This window comes from Rhodoferax sp. LS1P39 (genome assembly GCF_056521425.1).
The window spans coordinates 24707-37093 of record NZ_JBWMAV010000004.1; the positions used below are offsets into that span (position 1 = coordinate 24707).

Below are 12387 nucleotides of genomic sequence, written 5' to 3' on the forward strand. Positions count from 1 at the left end.
TTCATCGCCCCGGCCGCAGGTACCCGGCCAGGTCGGCCGGCGTGGCGGTATAGGCGTGCAACACGCCGGGCAGCAGGGTGTAGGCTGCTGTCAACGTAGCCGCCGCGCCGCCGGTGGTGAAGGTGCAGCCGGTGGTCTGGTCCAGCGGGCACTGGATGGAGGCGGCCAGCGGGTCGGGCGCGTCCATCTTGAAGTACACGTCGAACTGCGCGCCGCTGCCGGTTTGGGTCACGCTGTAGTCGTTGTCGGTACCGGCCAGCAGCAGGAAGCGGCCATCGGGCAGCTGCGGGCCAATCGCCAGGCCTTCCCATTTTTCGGGCGACAGCTTGCCCAGTGCAGGCAGGGTGTTGGCGGCCAGGTCGATGACGCTGGCGCTCTTGGTGACGGCCACCACGCCGGTGGGCAGCGTATCTCCGGTCGCAGGCAAGGTGGTGTTCGACACATCGCTGGCCCCGGCCAGGCTGATGCGGTAGACGCGTTTGTCGGGCGTGGCCAGCGTGGCACCGGCACCCACGCCCCGGTTGTTGCGCTCCAGTACCCAGAAGCTGTCGTGGTTGATGGCCACCAGTGCCGAGATACCTTGGCCTTGGCCCGCCCGGTCCAGCAGGTAGGCGTACTGCGCCACGGCCTGGCCGGTGGCGGTGTCGAACTTCACGATGCGGGCAAACCGGCCATCCTTGGCACCACCCTCGTCCAGCATGGGGCTTTGCAGCATGGCATAGGCAAAGGCTCCGTCGGGGCTGATGGCCAGGCCCTCAAAGCCCCGGTTGTGCCGCTTGCCCGCCGTGTTGCCGGTGTCGCCATCGTGGTTGGCCACGCCGGTGGCGGCGTTGCGCGGCAGCAGCTTGGCGGGAATGGTGAAGGCCCGCACAAACTGGCCCGTAGCGTTGAATTCATAGAGCGACGGACCGTATTCATCTGACACCAAAAAGTGCCCGGTGCGCGGGTGCACCACCAGGCCCTCGGGGTCCAGTGCCCGGCCCAGGGTGTTGGCGGGCTGTGGGGCCAGGCCGTTGAAGGCTTTGCCCTGCGCATCGGTGAACAGCACGGTTTGCGCCACCTGGAAGCGGGCAATCGCGCCGCTGGCGGGATCGATCTCCAGCGTGAAACGCTGCACCCGGGTGGCGTAGTCGATCAGGCCACCGCCCGGCCCCCGGTCGGACAGGCCCCACCAGGCGTTGCGCTGCGGGTCAAAGTAGATGTCCGAAAAAAAGCCCAGGCGGCCCTGGTTGGCACCGGGCACCCCGGTGGCATCCAGCGTCTGGCCGGGGATGGCAATGCCGTTGACGAAAACGGGTTGGGCGGTGGCAGCGGCGCATGCCAGGCAGGCGGCTGCGGCAAGGGTCGAAAAGCTAAGTTGCACGGTGGTTTCCTGGGAGGCAAACCGCGCAGTGTGCGCCGCCCAGGTGTCAACCGTGTGACGCTTTTACTTCAAACTGCCCGAGAGGAACTGCTGCAGCCGCTCGCTCTTGGGCTGGGTCAGCACTTCGCGCGGCACGCCTTGCTCGGCGATCAGGCCTTTGTGCAGGAAGATCAGATGGTTGGCCACTTCGCGGGCAAAGCCCATTTCGTGGGTTACCACCACCATGGTGCGGCCTTCCTGGGCCAGGGTCTGCATCACGCGTAGCACCTCGGACACCAGCTCGGGGTCGAGGGCGCTGGTGGGCTCGTCGAACAGCATCACCTCGGGCTCGATCGCCAGCGAGCGGGCAATCGCCACGCGCTGCTGCTGGCCGCCGCTCATGTGGGCGGGGTAGGCATCTTCCTTCTGGCCCAGATCGACCAACTTGAGGTACTTGCGGGCACGGGCAATGGCCTCGTCCTTGGGCACGCCCAGCACGTGGATGGGGGCTTCGATGATGTTTTGCAGCACCGTCATGTGCGCCCAGAGGTTGAAGTGCTGGAACACCATGGCCAGCTTGGTGCGCATGCGCTGCAGTTGCTTGGCCTCGGCGGCGATCAGCTCGCCGTTTTTGTCGGCCACCAGCTTGAGCTCTTCACCGGCCACGATGATGCGGCCAGCGTTGGGCTTTTCCAGCAGGTTCATGCAGCGCAAAAACGTGCTCTTGCCGGAGCCAGAGCTGCCGATGATGCTGATCACATCGCCCGCGCGGGCTTCCAGCGAAACGCCCTTGAGCACCTCGTTGGAGCCAAACTTCTTGTGGATGTCGATGGCCTGGAGTTTGAGGGGCTGGGTGGTCATAGAAAAGTCATTTCAAGAATTTATGCGCCCAGCAGGTTGCCGGTGCGAAAGGGCACGCTGCCCGCGATGTTGGCCAGGTCGTCACCGGGGGAGGCGTAGCGCTCGGTGGTGCGGGCGTACATTACGCCGGGCACTTCGGCGCGCAGAGCGTGCACATGGCCGCTAATGGGGTCGATGATTTCGGCCACCAACTGGCCCAGGGCCAGGCGGTCGCCCGGCTGGGCGGCAAACACCAGCACGCCCGGCACGGGGGACTTCACATACTGCGCACCGGCCAAAGGTGTGGCGGCGCAGGCCAGTTCGGGCAGTACCGGCGGTTCGCCACCCAGCACACCCAGGTGCTGCAGGTAGCCAAAAATCGCACCGGCATCGGCCTGGCCCAGGGCGTGGCTGATGTCGGCTTCGCCGCGTAGCTCGATCGTGGTGCTGGCGCAGGCCTGGGGGATGGGGAAGGGCAGTTTCTCGGCCAGCTGCCACCAGGCACCCGACAGGCTTTCGTCAAACGACAGGCCGCCTGAGTTCTTGGCCAGCAGCACGGCCTGGGCACCCAGCAAACGCGCCAGAGGCTCCAGCGCTGGCCAGCAAGGTGTTTCGGCGTACAAGTGCATCACGGCTTCCAGGTCGCAGTGCAGGTCCAGTACCACGTCGGCATCGAAGGCCATGCTGACCAGGCGTTTGCGCTGGCTGGCGAGTTCGGTGGCGGGCTGCCAGCTATCCAGGTGCGCGGCCATGGCCGCGCGGATGGTGGCCACGTTGGTGGCAGCGTCCGGCCCCAACTGGCCCTCGACCAGCGGCAGCACGGCGGCGCACAGATCGGGGAAGTGGCGGTTGAAGTTCTCGGAGGTGTTCAGGTCGAACCGGCCCATGGGTTTGTGGTCGACCCGCTGCGCCTGCCCGATGGGGTTGGCCAGCGGCACCAGGATGATCTCGCCCTGGATCTGGCCTTGCGCCTCGGCCTGTTCTAGCAGGCGGCGCAGGTGGTAGGCGGCCAGCATGCCGGGCAGCTCTTCGGCATGCAGGCTGGCCTGGATATAGACCTTGGGGCGGGCACCGGGGGTGCCGAAATGGAAGCTGCTCAGGGTCTTCTGGCTGCCAATGCTTTGGCTGCGCAGGACATGGTCGGTACGGTGCATAAATGTTTAGTGTTTGCGCGGGGCCAGGTAGGCCAGGAAGTGCTTTTCGGCCATCCGGAACAGCGCAATCAGGGCGAATGTGCCAATGAGGTACAGGGCGGCGGCAAACAGGTAGGCTTCAAACGGCAGGTAGAAGTCGGAGTAGATGCGGCTGGCGGCGGCGGTGATGTCCAGCAGGCCCGGTACGGCGCTGGCCAGGCTGGTGCTTTGCAGCATCATCACCACTTCGTTGCTGTAGGCGGGCAGGGTGCGGCGCATGGCGCTGGGCAGCACCACGCGCAGCAGAATCTTGAAGCGGCTCATGCCCAACGACTGGGCGGCTTCGATCTCGCCCGCATTGGTTTCGCGGATCGATCCGGCCAGCATCTCGGCGGTGTAGCCCGCGGTGTTGAGGGCAAACGCCAGCAGGGCGCAGAAGAAAGCGTTCTTGAAATACACCAGGGGCCACACCGTATCCCAGTGGGCCTGGATCCACTCCAGTTGGGCCAGGCCGTAATAGATCAGATACACCTGGATCAGCAGCGGCGTGCCGCGTACCACAAAGGTATAGGCCCCCACCACGCCCGCCAGCAGCTTGTTGTTGCTGGTGAGTGCCAGGGCAAAGGCCACGGCCAGCACAGCCCCGATGGCGACGGACGCAAACAGCAGGGTCAGCGTGGTGACGATGCCTTCGCCAAACATGGCCAGGCTCTCGGCACTGAATATGACTTCCCAGTTCATGGTTAAAACGCAATCCGTTTGGTGCCCAGGCTGTAGCGTGCGTTGAGTTTGCGCAGCACGACCAGCGAGGCCCAGGTGAAGATGAGAAACAGCGCACCCGCAAACAGCAGGTAGGCAAACGGCGACCGGGTGGCAGCGCTGGCCTGCTTGGCCAGGTAGGTCATTTCCTGCAGGCCGATCAGGCTGACCAGGGCGGTGGACTTGATCAGCACCAGCCAGTTGTTGGTAAAGCCGGGCAGGGCGTAGCGGATCATCTGCGGCGCGGTGATGCGCAAAAAGGTTTGCCGGGGTGCCATGCCGAACGCGGCGGCGGCTTCAAACTGGCCGCGCGGAATGGCCATGATGGCCCCGCGAAAGGTCTCGGTCATGTAGGCGCCATAGATGAAGCCGAGTGTCAGCACACCGGCAAAAAACGGGTTCAGGTCGAGGGTGGCTTCGCTGCCCGCCATCTCCAGCAGGGTGTTCACACCAATCGTGCCGCCGTAGAACACCAGCAGCATCAGCACCAGATCGGGGATGCCCCGGATGACGGTGGTGTACAGCGTGGCGGGAATCACTAGCAGCGGGCGGCCCGACAGCTTGGCCGCAGCGCCGATCAGGCCCAGCAATACCGACACCACCAGGGCCGCCAGGGACACCCCGACGGTCAGCACCGCGCCGTTCAATATGGACCAGTAGTAATCGTTCAAGAGGAGTGCCCCGGGAAGAAAAAAACAAGCCGTGGCGGCTGCAGCGCAACCTGACCACGGCAACAGCAGGCTAGGGCTTATTAAGCGCCGTATACGTCGAACTTGAAGTATTTGTCGTTCAGGGTCTTGTAGGTGCCGTTGGCGCGGATGGCCTTGATGGCGCCGTTCAACTCGTCCTTCAGGGCCTTGTCACCCTTGCGCAGGGCGACACCCACCCCGTTACCGAAGTACTTGGGGATCAACAGCGCATCACCCACTACGCCGTAGTCCTTGCCTTCTGGTTTGCTCAGGAAGCCACCGGTGACTTCCACGATATCGGCCACGGTGCCGTCCAGTCGGCCGGCCTTGATGTCGAGGTAGACCTGGTCCTGCGCTTCGTAAGGGGTGACGATGACGCCGGCTTTCTTGAGTTCGCCATTGGCGTACTTCTCTTGTGTGCTGCCTTTGAGAACACCGATTTTCTTGCCCTTGAGCGAGGCGAGGTCGGTGAACTTGATGTCGTTCTTCACGACGATCTTGCTCGGCGTCTTGTAGTACTTATCAGTGAAGTCCACCACCTTGAGGCGGTCTTCCGTGATCGACATGGAGCTGATGACCGCATCGTATTTCTTGGCCTGCAGCCCGGGAATCATGCTGTCCCAGACCTGTTCGACAAACACACATTTGCGCTTGAGCTGTTCACACAGGGCCAGGGCGATGTCCACGTCAAAACCGGTGGGCTTGCCGTCGGCGGTCTTGAAGGTGAAGGGTTCGTAGGTTGGGTCGATGGCCACTTTGAGGTCTTTGCCCTGGGCGAATGCGGCCGCAGCCAGTGCGGTGAGTGCGAAGGTCAGAACAATTTTTTTCATCAATGTTTCCTGGTAATTCAGTTACGAAAAGTGGCTGTGTCTGTACACAATAACCTATAAATTCTAGGTTCCAGATTGGTGCACGTTTGCTGGTGTTTGCCCTTAACAGCGCTTTGGAAGCGAACGCAATTCTTATACCAGCGCATGCATTAGGCGGGGTAATACAGGGTTTTTCATGTAATGTCGGCGACTTTTGTTTCGAACCGTGAGCCCCTTTGTATGACCTTGTCCGATCTGTCCCATCCCGCCTTGCGTCTGGCCCTGCAAGCCAAGCTCGACCAGAAAACCAAGCCCCTGGGCTCGCTTGGCCGATTGGAAACCTTGGCCCTGCAGCTGGGTGAGATCCTGGGCACCGAGTCCCCCCAACTGGTGCAGCCGCAACTGGTGGTGTTTGCGGGCGACCACGGGCTGGCGGCGCGCGGCGTGTCGGCCTACCCCAGCGATGTGACCTGGCAGATGGTGGAGAACTTCTTGGCGGGCGGCGCCTGCGTCAGCGTGCTGGCGCGCCAGCACGGCATCGCCCTGACGGTAGTGGACTGCGGCGTGCGCCACGACTTCACCCCACGCCCCGGCCTGCTGGATTACAAAATTGCCTACGGCACCGCCGACAGCCTGGAGGGCCCCGCCATGGACGCGCTGGACTGCGAACGCGCCGTAGCCCAGGGCCGCGCCATTGTCAAAGGCCTGCCGGGCAATGTGCTGCTGCTGGGCGAGATGGGGATTGGCAATACCTCGGCCGCGTCGCTGCTGATGGCGCGCCTCACCGGCCTGCCCATTGCCGAGTGCACTGGCGCGGGTACCGGGCTGGACGATGCCGGCCTGCAGCGCAAAGTGGCGGTGCTGGCCCAGGTGCTGGAGCGCCACGCGGCGGTGCTTGACCCGCTGCACGCGATGGAAGTGTTTGGCGGCTTCGAGATGGCCACCATGCTGGGTGCGGTGCTGCAGGCGGCGCAGGAGCGGCGGGTGGTGGTGGTGGACGGCTTCATCACCACCGCGGTGGTGCTGGTGGCGCACGCCCTGCAGCCGCTGGTGCTGCAGCGCTGCGTGTTTGCGCACCGCTCGGGCGAGCGCGGCCACAGCCAGATGCTGCACCACCTGGGTGCGCAGCCGCTGCTGGACATGGGCCTGCGGCTGGGCGAGGGCTCGGGCGCGGCGCTGGCCTGGCCGATGCTGCAGTCGGCCTGCCTGGTGCTGGCCGAGATGGCCAGTTTTGCGTCGGCCGGTGTGGATGCTATTTAATCAGTAGCTGCTTGTGCTTATGGAATGGGCGCTAGAGGCCCATTCGATGCCTGACTGCTTAGACATGCGGCAACAGGCCTAAGGCGGCACGGCAAGGGTTTGCCCAGTGGGAGGTAGCCCAAACTTGTCCACTATTGCGCATGCCGGTTGGTAAACTGGATTGAATACTTCCACAATGCGGCCATGTCCACTTCACGTCTGCTTGCGGTAATTGCTCCAGAGGCCGACCCGGCGGGTGGCGGCTATGGCCATGTCCCGCAAGACCCCTTGCACCAGTTGCTGGAGGTGGTCAACCAGAGCAACAACGCCTTCATCGTAGGCGGGCCAGACACCTGCATCACCTTCGCCAACGCGGGCTTTACCCGCATGTTTGGCTACACCCTGGACGAGGTGCGGGGCCATACCGTCAGCGCGACCCTGGCCGGGCCGCATACCGACATGCAGGTGGTGGAGCGCATCAAGCGCGAGCTGCTGCAGCCCGGTGGGGGGCGGGCCGACATCCTGCTCTACACCAAGGCCGGGCGGCCGCTGTGGGTGTCGGTGGTGGCCAACCCCCTGTTTGATGCCGACGGCACGCTGACGGGCGTGGTGGGCGTGCTGGCCGACATCACCCAGACCAAGATGCACGAGGTGCTGCAGTACAAGCTGCTGCACGCCATGGCCGAAGAGCTGCCTTTGTCGCAACTGATGGCCCTGGTCTGCCGCGAGGTGGAGCGCATCGCGCCCGAGGTGGCGGCTTCCATCCTGGCGGTGGATGCGCAGGGGCAATTGCAGCCCATGGCCGCGCCCAGCCTGCCTGTCGCGTTCTCCCATGCCATTACCGGCCTGGCCGTCGGCCCGGACGTGGGCTCGTGTGGCACGGCGGCCTGGCGCGGCGAGCCGGTAACCGTGCTCGACATTGCCACCGACCCGCTGTGGGCCCCGTACAAAGAACTGGTGCTGGCCCACGGGCTCGTGGCCTGCTGGTCCAGCCCCATCAAGGCCCACGATGGCCGGGTGCTGGGCACCTTTGCGTTTTACTACCGCACCCGGCGCGGGCCCGATGCCCTGCACCAGCGGCTGGTGGATGTCAGTCTGCACCTGTGCGCACTGGCCATGGAGCGCGAAGAAGCCCGTGCCCATATCCACCAACTGGCGTTTTTTGACGCACTCACCAGCCTGCCCAACCGCAAGATGCTGCGCACCAAGGCCGAGCGGGCGGTGGCCGAGGCCCAGCGCGCCAACGAGCCACTGGCCATGCTGTTCATCAACATCGACCGCTTCAAGCACGTCAACGAAGAGCAGGGCCACGGCGCAGGCGACGTGCTGCTGCGCGAAATCGCCAACCGCCTCAGCCAGGAGGTGCGGGGCCGCGACCTGGTGGGCCGCCAGGCGGGCGACGAGTTTGTGGCGGTGCTGACCGAGTGCAGCACCGAGCAGGCGGCCATTGCCGCCGAGCGGCTGCTGGCCGCCATCGCTGCGCCGCTGGGCCTGCCCTCGGGTGTCACCATGCACCCCAATGCCAGCGTGGGGGTGGCCATGTTCCCCGAGGACGGGCTCGACTTTGACTCCCTGCTGCGCCAGGCCGACCTGGCCATGCACCAGGCCAAGCGCGACGGGCGCGGCTGCCTGCGCTTCTTCAACGATGCCATGAACCGCCGCACGCTGGAACGCCTGTCGCTGGAGGCCGACCTGCGCGCAGCGCTGCGCCAAGGGGAACTGCATTTGCACTACCAGCCGCAGGTCAGCGGCCCGGCGGGCTCGGTGCTGTACGGCGTGGAAGCGCTGGCCCGCTGGAACCATCCGCAACGCGGCGCGGTGCCACCCGACCAGTTCATTCCGCTGGCCGAGGAATGCGGGCTGATCGACGAACTCAGCCGCTGGGGCCTGGGCGAAGCCTGCCGCCAGATGGCCGACTGGCGCGCCCGGGGCGTGGTCGTGCCCCGGATGGCGGTGAACGTGTCGGCCCGCAATTTCCAGAACCCCGGCCTGCCCGCGCTGGTAGCCGAGCTGCTGCGCCAGCATGGCCTGCGCCCGCAGGACCTGACGCTGGAGATGACCGAAGGCGTGGTCATGGACACCACCGCAGGCGTGCGTGCCACCATCGACGCGGTGCAGGCCCTGGGTGTGCACTTGTCGCTGGACGACTTCGGCACCGGCTATTCGTCGCTGGGCTACCTGCACCGCCTGCCGATCCATGAGCTCAAGCTGGACAAAAGCTTTGTGCAGGATCTGGCCGACAACGCCGCCGCCCGCGCGTTGACCAACACCGTGCTGCGCATCGGCGACGGCCTGGACCTGGTGGTGGTAGCCGAAGGCGTGGAAACCGCCATGCAGGCCGCATTTTTGACCACCCGGGGTTGCCGGGTGCTGCAAGGCTATTTGTACGCCCGCCCACTGCCCGCCGACGGGCTGGAACAGTGGCTGGCCTCGCGGTGTTCCGATGCCGGGCCCTGAAGCCGTATTGCCCATGCCCAGCCTGGCCCGTGAACCGTCACCGGAGGCATTGCAAAACCACCTGGGTTTCGCGCGCCGCAGCTATTTCTCGCGCATGGTCGGGCTGGCTCTGGGGTTTGTGATGACCGGCGCGGTGTTTGTGCAGAACGGTGCACCCGCCTGGATGTGGATCGGCCCGGCCCTGCACTGTTTTGCGGGCCCGCACATAGCCTGGTGGCTGGCAAGCCGTGCAGCCAACCCGCGCGAGGCCGAGCGCCGCAACCTGCTGGCCGACCATTTTTTCGGTGGCGTGTGGATGGTGCTGATGCAGTTCAACCTGCTGCCCAGCGTGCTCACCGTCAGCCTGCTGAGCATGGACACCATGGCCGGGGGCGGGGTGCGCCTGGTGCTGCGCGGCCTGGCCTTGCAGGCCCTGGGTGTGCTGCTGGGCCTGGCCTTGTTCGGCCTGCAGCTGCAGCCCGATGCCACCCGCTGGACCGTGCTGGCCTGCCTGCCGCTGCTGGTTTGCCAGCCGATCTTGATCAGCCACATCGCCCGCAAGGCCATCCACCGGCTCAAAAAACAAAGCCAGGTGCTGGAGCACCAAAGCCAGCATGACGGTCTATCGGGCCTGTACAACCGCAGCCACTGGGAGCAACTGGTGCGCTCCGAGTTCGCCCGGTTTCGCCGCCAGAGCCAGCCCGCTGTGCTGGTGATGGCCGATCTGGACCACTTCAAGCGCATCAACGACCTGCACGGCCACGCCGCGGGCGACCAGGCGATCCGCCGCTTTGCCACCGCCCTGCAACGGGTGCTGCGGGAAACCGATGTCTGTGGCCGCTACGGTGGTGAAGAGTTTGGCCTGCTGCTGCCCATGACCTCGGCCAGCGCCGCCCGCGATGTGCTGGACCGCCTGCGCCGCAACCTGCACGACCAGCCGCTGCTGGACGGCGTGCTGGTCACCGCCAGCTTCGGCGTGGCCGAGCTCACCGCCGATGTCCCCACCGTGGAAGCCTGGCTGCGCCTGGCCGACCAGATGCTGTACCGCGCCAAGCACCGCGGCCGCGACTGCGTGATGGTGCTGGGTGAAGATGCCGCCACCCAGCCCGGTGCGCTGGCACCCATCGTTGCCCGGCCTAGCTACAGCACCCCGGCGGCGCTGGCCGACCCGTTGCGGGTGTCTCAGCTATTGGCGGGCTTGGACATTGCCGATGCCCCGTTTGCGCTGTTTGACCCGGCGGACCGGCTGGCGGTGGCGAATGCCGCGTTTTTGCAGGTTTTTGCCGTGCCGCCCGAAGCCCTGGGCTTTGCCGACATCGTGCGCCACGCTTACGCGCACCGGGTGGGTCCGCGCATCACCACCGACGATGTCGAAGCTTGGCTGCGCGCGGCGGACGGCAAGCGGCGCCGCCAGCCGCAGCGCAGCTTCATGGTGGACATGTGCGACGGCCGCTGGTTCAGGTTGCTGGAAACCTCGTACAGCGACGGCTGGCTGATGGTGCTGCTGTTTGAAACTCAGCCTGCCGCCGCCCCGGCCGAAGCCAAGGTCTTGGGCTGAAAGTCGCAAAACTGCGCCACGCCGCACTGCCAGCACAGCGGCTTGCGGGCCTGGCAGACGTAGCGGCCATGCAAAATCAGCCAGTGGTGCGCGTCCACCATGTACGCGGGTGGAATGCGCTTTACCAGGCCTTTTTCCACCTCCAGCGGGGTCTTGCCCGGGGCCAGCCCGGTGCGGTTGCCCAGGCGGAAGATATGCGTGTCCACCGCCATGGTGGGCTCGCCAAACGCCACGTTGAGCACCACATTGGCCGTCTTGCGGCCCACGCCGGGCAGGGCCTCCAGGGCCTCGCGGCTGCGCGGCACCTGGCCGCCATGCAGTTGCACCAGCATCTGGCAGGTTTGCAGCAGGTGTTTGGCCTTGCTGTGGTACAGGCCGATGGTCTTGATATAGCCCTCCAGCCCGTCCAGCCCCAGGTTCAGGATGGACTGGGGGGTGTTGGCTACGGGGAAGAGCTTGCGGGTGGCCTTGTTGACCCCCACGTCGGTGGCCTGGGCCGACAGCAGCACGGCGGTGAGCAGCTCGAACACACTGGTGTACTCCAGCTCGGTCACCGGCATCGGGTTGGCGGCCTGGAGGGTGGCAAAAAATCCGGCAATAGCGTCGCGTTTCATGCAGGAATGATGCCGCAGATTAGTTCACCTGGATAAATGAATCGGGCAGCGGGAACTTGGCGCGCATCCACTCGGGGTTCAGCTGCAAAGCCTTCACCACGTCTTCGGGCAGGCCGTCCAGCATCTCCGGGCCGCCGGGGGGCATGTCGGCCAGCAGCATGGCCAGGTGGACGATGGCCCCCAGGCGGTTGAAGGGCTTGGCTTCCATGGGCTCGGCGCAGGTGTCCAGCGCGCGCACGATCTCGGCGGGGAAGTTCCAGCGGCGGGCCAGCTCGGCGGTGATCTGGCCTTCGCTGAACTGGGTCAGGCGCACTTCGCGCTCCCAGCGGCCACCGGGTTGGCGCGGCAGGCGTTCGATCTCCTCCAGGCTGGCGGGCTGCACCTGGGCAATCATCAGCTCGCCCAGGCGCACCATCATGCTGGCCAGCCAGGCTTCGCTGCCGTCCAGCCCCAGGTGGGCCGCCAGCCACTGCGCATAGCCCGCGCTGACCATGCAGCTGCGCCAGAAGTCGGCCTGGCTCAAGCCCGGCACCATCGGAAAGGCATCGCCCATGGAGGCCGCCAGTCCCAGGGTGCGCACCCGGCCCATGCCCACCAGGCTGATGGCCTCGTTGATCGAGCTGACGCTGCGGCTCAGGCCAAAACTGGCGCTGTTGGCCAGGCGCAGCAGCTTGGCGGTGAGCGTGGAGTCTTTGGCGATGATGGCCGCCACCTGCGGGCCTGTGGCATCTTCGTCGTTCAGCGTGCGGATCAGCGCCTGGCCGACCTCGGACATGACGGGCAACTTGACCGTCTGGAAAAATACAGCGATGTCGGGCATGGTGCGTCCTGTGTTTTAAATTGGAATTAATTGGTTACATCGAACCCCATTCTGAACGATTTATGGGGCGCTTTTGGGTATGTAAAACCAGCATTCGCTACGTGCAGGAATCCTGCGTACTGATTGGCGACAATAGCGACCCGAAAGC

General features: G+C 65.3%; 11 protein-coding genes. 3 read left to right on the plus strand and 8 right to left on the minus strand.

What is annotated here, in order from left to right; translation table 11 throughout:
* Position 1: 1 nt before the first annotated feature.
* From AC097O_RS08795 to AC097O_RS08820, 6 genes are all read right to left on the minus strand, one after another.
* Positions 2-1363, minus strand: a complete 1362-nt coding sequence (locus AC097O_RS08795; protein ID WP_479592427.1) for an esterase-like activity of phytase family protein — start codon at positions 1361-1363, stop codon at positions 2-4.
* 63 nt (positions 1364-1426) lie between these two features.
* Entirely contained in the window at positions 1427-2203 is a 777-nt protein-coding gene (locus tag AC097O_RS08800) for an ABC transporter ATP-binding protein (protein WP_315183762.1), read from the minus strand.
* Between the two features lie 20 nt (positions 2204-2223).
* Positions 2224-3336 carry a succinylglutamate desuccinylase/aspartoacylase family protein gene (locus AC097O_RS08805; RefSeq protein ID WP_479592428.1) on the minus strand — a complete coding sequence of 371 codons (1113 nt, stop codon included), beginning with the start codon at positions 3334-3336 and terminating at the stop codon, positions 2224-2226.
* A 6-nt stretch (positions 3337-3342) separates the two neighbouring features.
* Positions 3343-4056, minus strand: coding sequence for an ABC transporter permease (locus tag AC097O_RS08810; protein ID WP_479592429.1), 714 nt, complete (start codon positions 4054-4056; stop codon positions 3343-3345).
* Positions 4057-4058: 2 nt separating this feature from the next.
* A complete protein-coding gene (locus AC097O_RS08815) occupies positions 4059-4745 on the minus strand; it encodes an ABC transporter permease subunit (protein ID WP_315183754.1) in 687 nt (228 codons plus the stop codon).
* Positions 4746-4825: 80 nt separating this feature from the next.
* Complete coding sequence (locus tag AC097O_RS08820; RefSeq protein WP_479592430.1) at positions 4826-5593, minus strand: lysine/arginine/ornithine ABC transporter substrate-binding protein; 768 nt, start codon at positions 5591-5593, stop codon at positions 4826-4828.
* Positions 5594-5812: 219 nt separating this feature from the next.
* On the opposite strand from AC097O_RS08820, the gene cobT reads away from it, so the two are divergent.
* From cobT to AC097O_RS08835, 3 genes are all read left to right on the plus strand, one after another.
* A complete protein-coding gene (gene cobT / locus AC097O_RS08825) occupies positions 5813-6832 on the plus strand; it encodes a nicotinate-nucleotide--dimethylbenzimidazole phosphoribosyltransferase (protein WP_479592431.1) in 1020 nt (339 codons plus the stop codon).
* A gap of 183 nt (positions 6833-7015) precedes the next feature.
* Complete coding sequence (locus AC097O_RS08830; protein ID WP_479592432.1) at positions 7016-9268, plus strand: sensor domain-containing protein; 2253 nt, start codon at positions 7016-7018, stop codon at positions 9266-9268.
* Entirely contained in the window at positions 9255-10805 is a 1551-nt protein-coding gene (locus tag AC097O_RS08835) for a diguanylate cyclase (protein WP_479592433.1), read from the plus strand. Before AC097O_RS08830 ends, AC097O_RS08835 begins: the two co-directional genes overlap by 14 nt.
* Here AC097O_RS08835 and nth read toward each other — a convergent pair.
* Both nth and AC097O_RS08845 read right to left on the minus strand, forming a co-directional pair.
* Positions 10763-11419, minus strand: coding sequence for an endonuclease III (nth, locus tag AC097O_RS08840; protein ID WP_479592434.1), 657 nt, complete (start codon positions 11417-11419; stop codon positions 10763-10765). The two genes, AC097O_RS08835 and nth, sit on opposite strands and share 43 nt — an antisense overlap.
* Before the next feature lie 19 nt (positions 11420-11438).
* Positions 11439-12239, minus strand: coding sequence for an HDOD domain-containing protein (locus AC097O_RS08845; protein WP_479592435.1), 801 nt, complete (start codon positions 12237-12239; stop codon positions 11439-11441).
* Positions 12240-12387 lie beyond the last annotated feature (148 nt).

Coding starts and splice junctions, on each gene's coding strand:
- AC097O_RS08800 (WP_315183762.1), bottom strand. CDS start 2,203: ATGACCACCCAGCCCCTCAAACTCCAGGCCATCGACATCCACAAGAAG.
- AC097O_RS08805 (WP_479592428.1), bottom strand. CDS start 3,336: ATGCACCGTACCGACCATGTCCTGCGCAGCCAAAGCATTGGCAGCCAG.
- AC097O_RS08810 (WP_479592429.1), bottom strand. CDS start 4,056: ATGAACTGGGAAGTCATATTCAGTGCCGAGAGCCTGGCCATGTTTGGC.
- AC097O_RS08820 (WP_479592430.1), bottom strand. CDS start 5,593: ATGAAAAAAATTGTTCTGACCTTCGCACTCACCGCACTGGCTGCGGCC.
- cobT (WP_479592431.1), top strand. CDS start 5,813: ATGACCTTGTCCGATCTGTCCCATCCCGCCTTGCGTCTGGCCCTGCAA.
- AC097O_RS08830 (WP_479592432.1), top strand. CDS start 7,016: ATGTCCACTTCACGTCTGCTTGCGGTAATTGCTCCAGAGGCCGACCCG.
- AC097O_RS08835 (WP_479592433.1), top strand. CDS start 9,255: ATGCCGGGCCCTGAAGCCGTATTGCCCATGCCCAGCCTGGCCCGTGAA.
- nth (WP_479592434.1), bottom strand. CDS start 11,419: ATGAAACGCGACGCTATTGCCGGATTTTTTGCCACCCTCCAGGCCGCC.
- AC097O_RS08845 (WP_479592435.1), bottom strand. CDS start 12,239: ATGCCCGACATCGCTGTATTTTTCCAGACGGTCAAGTTGCCCGTCATG.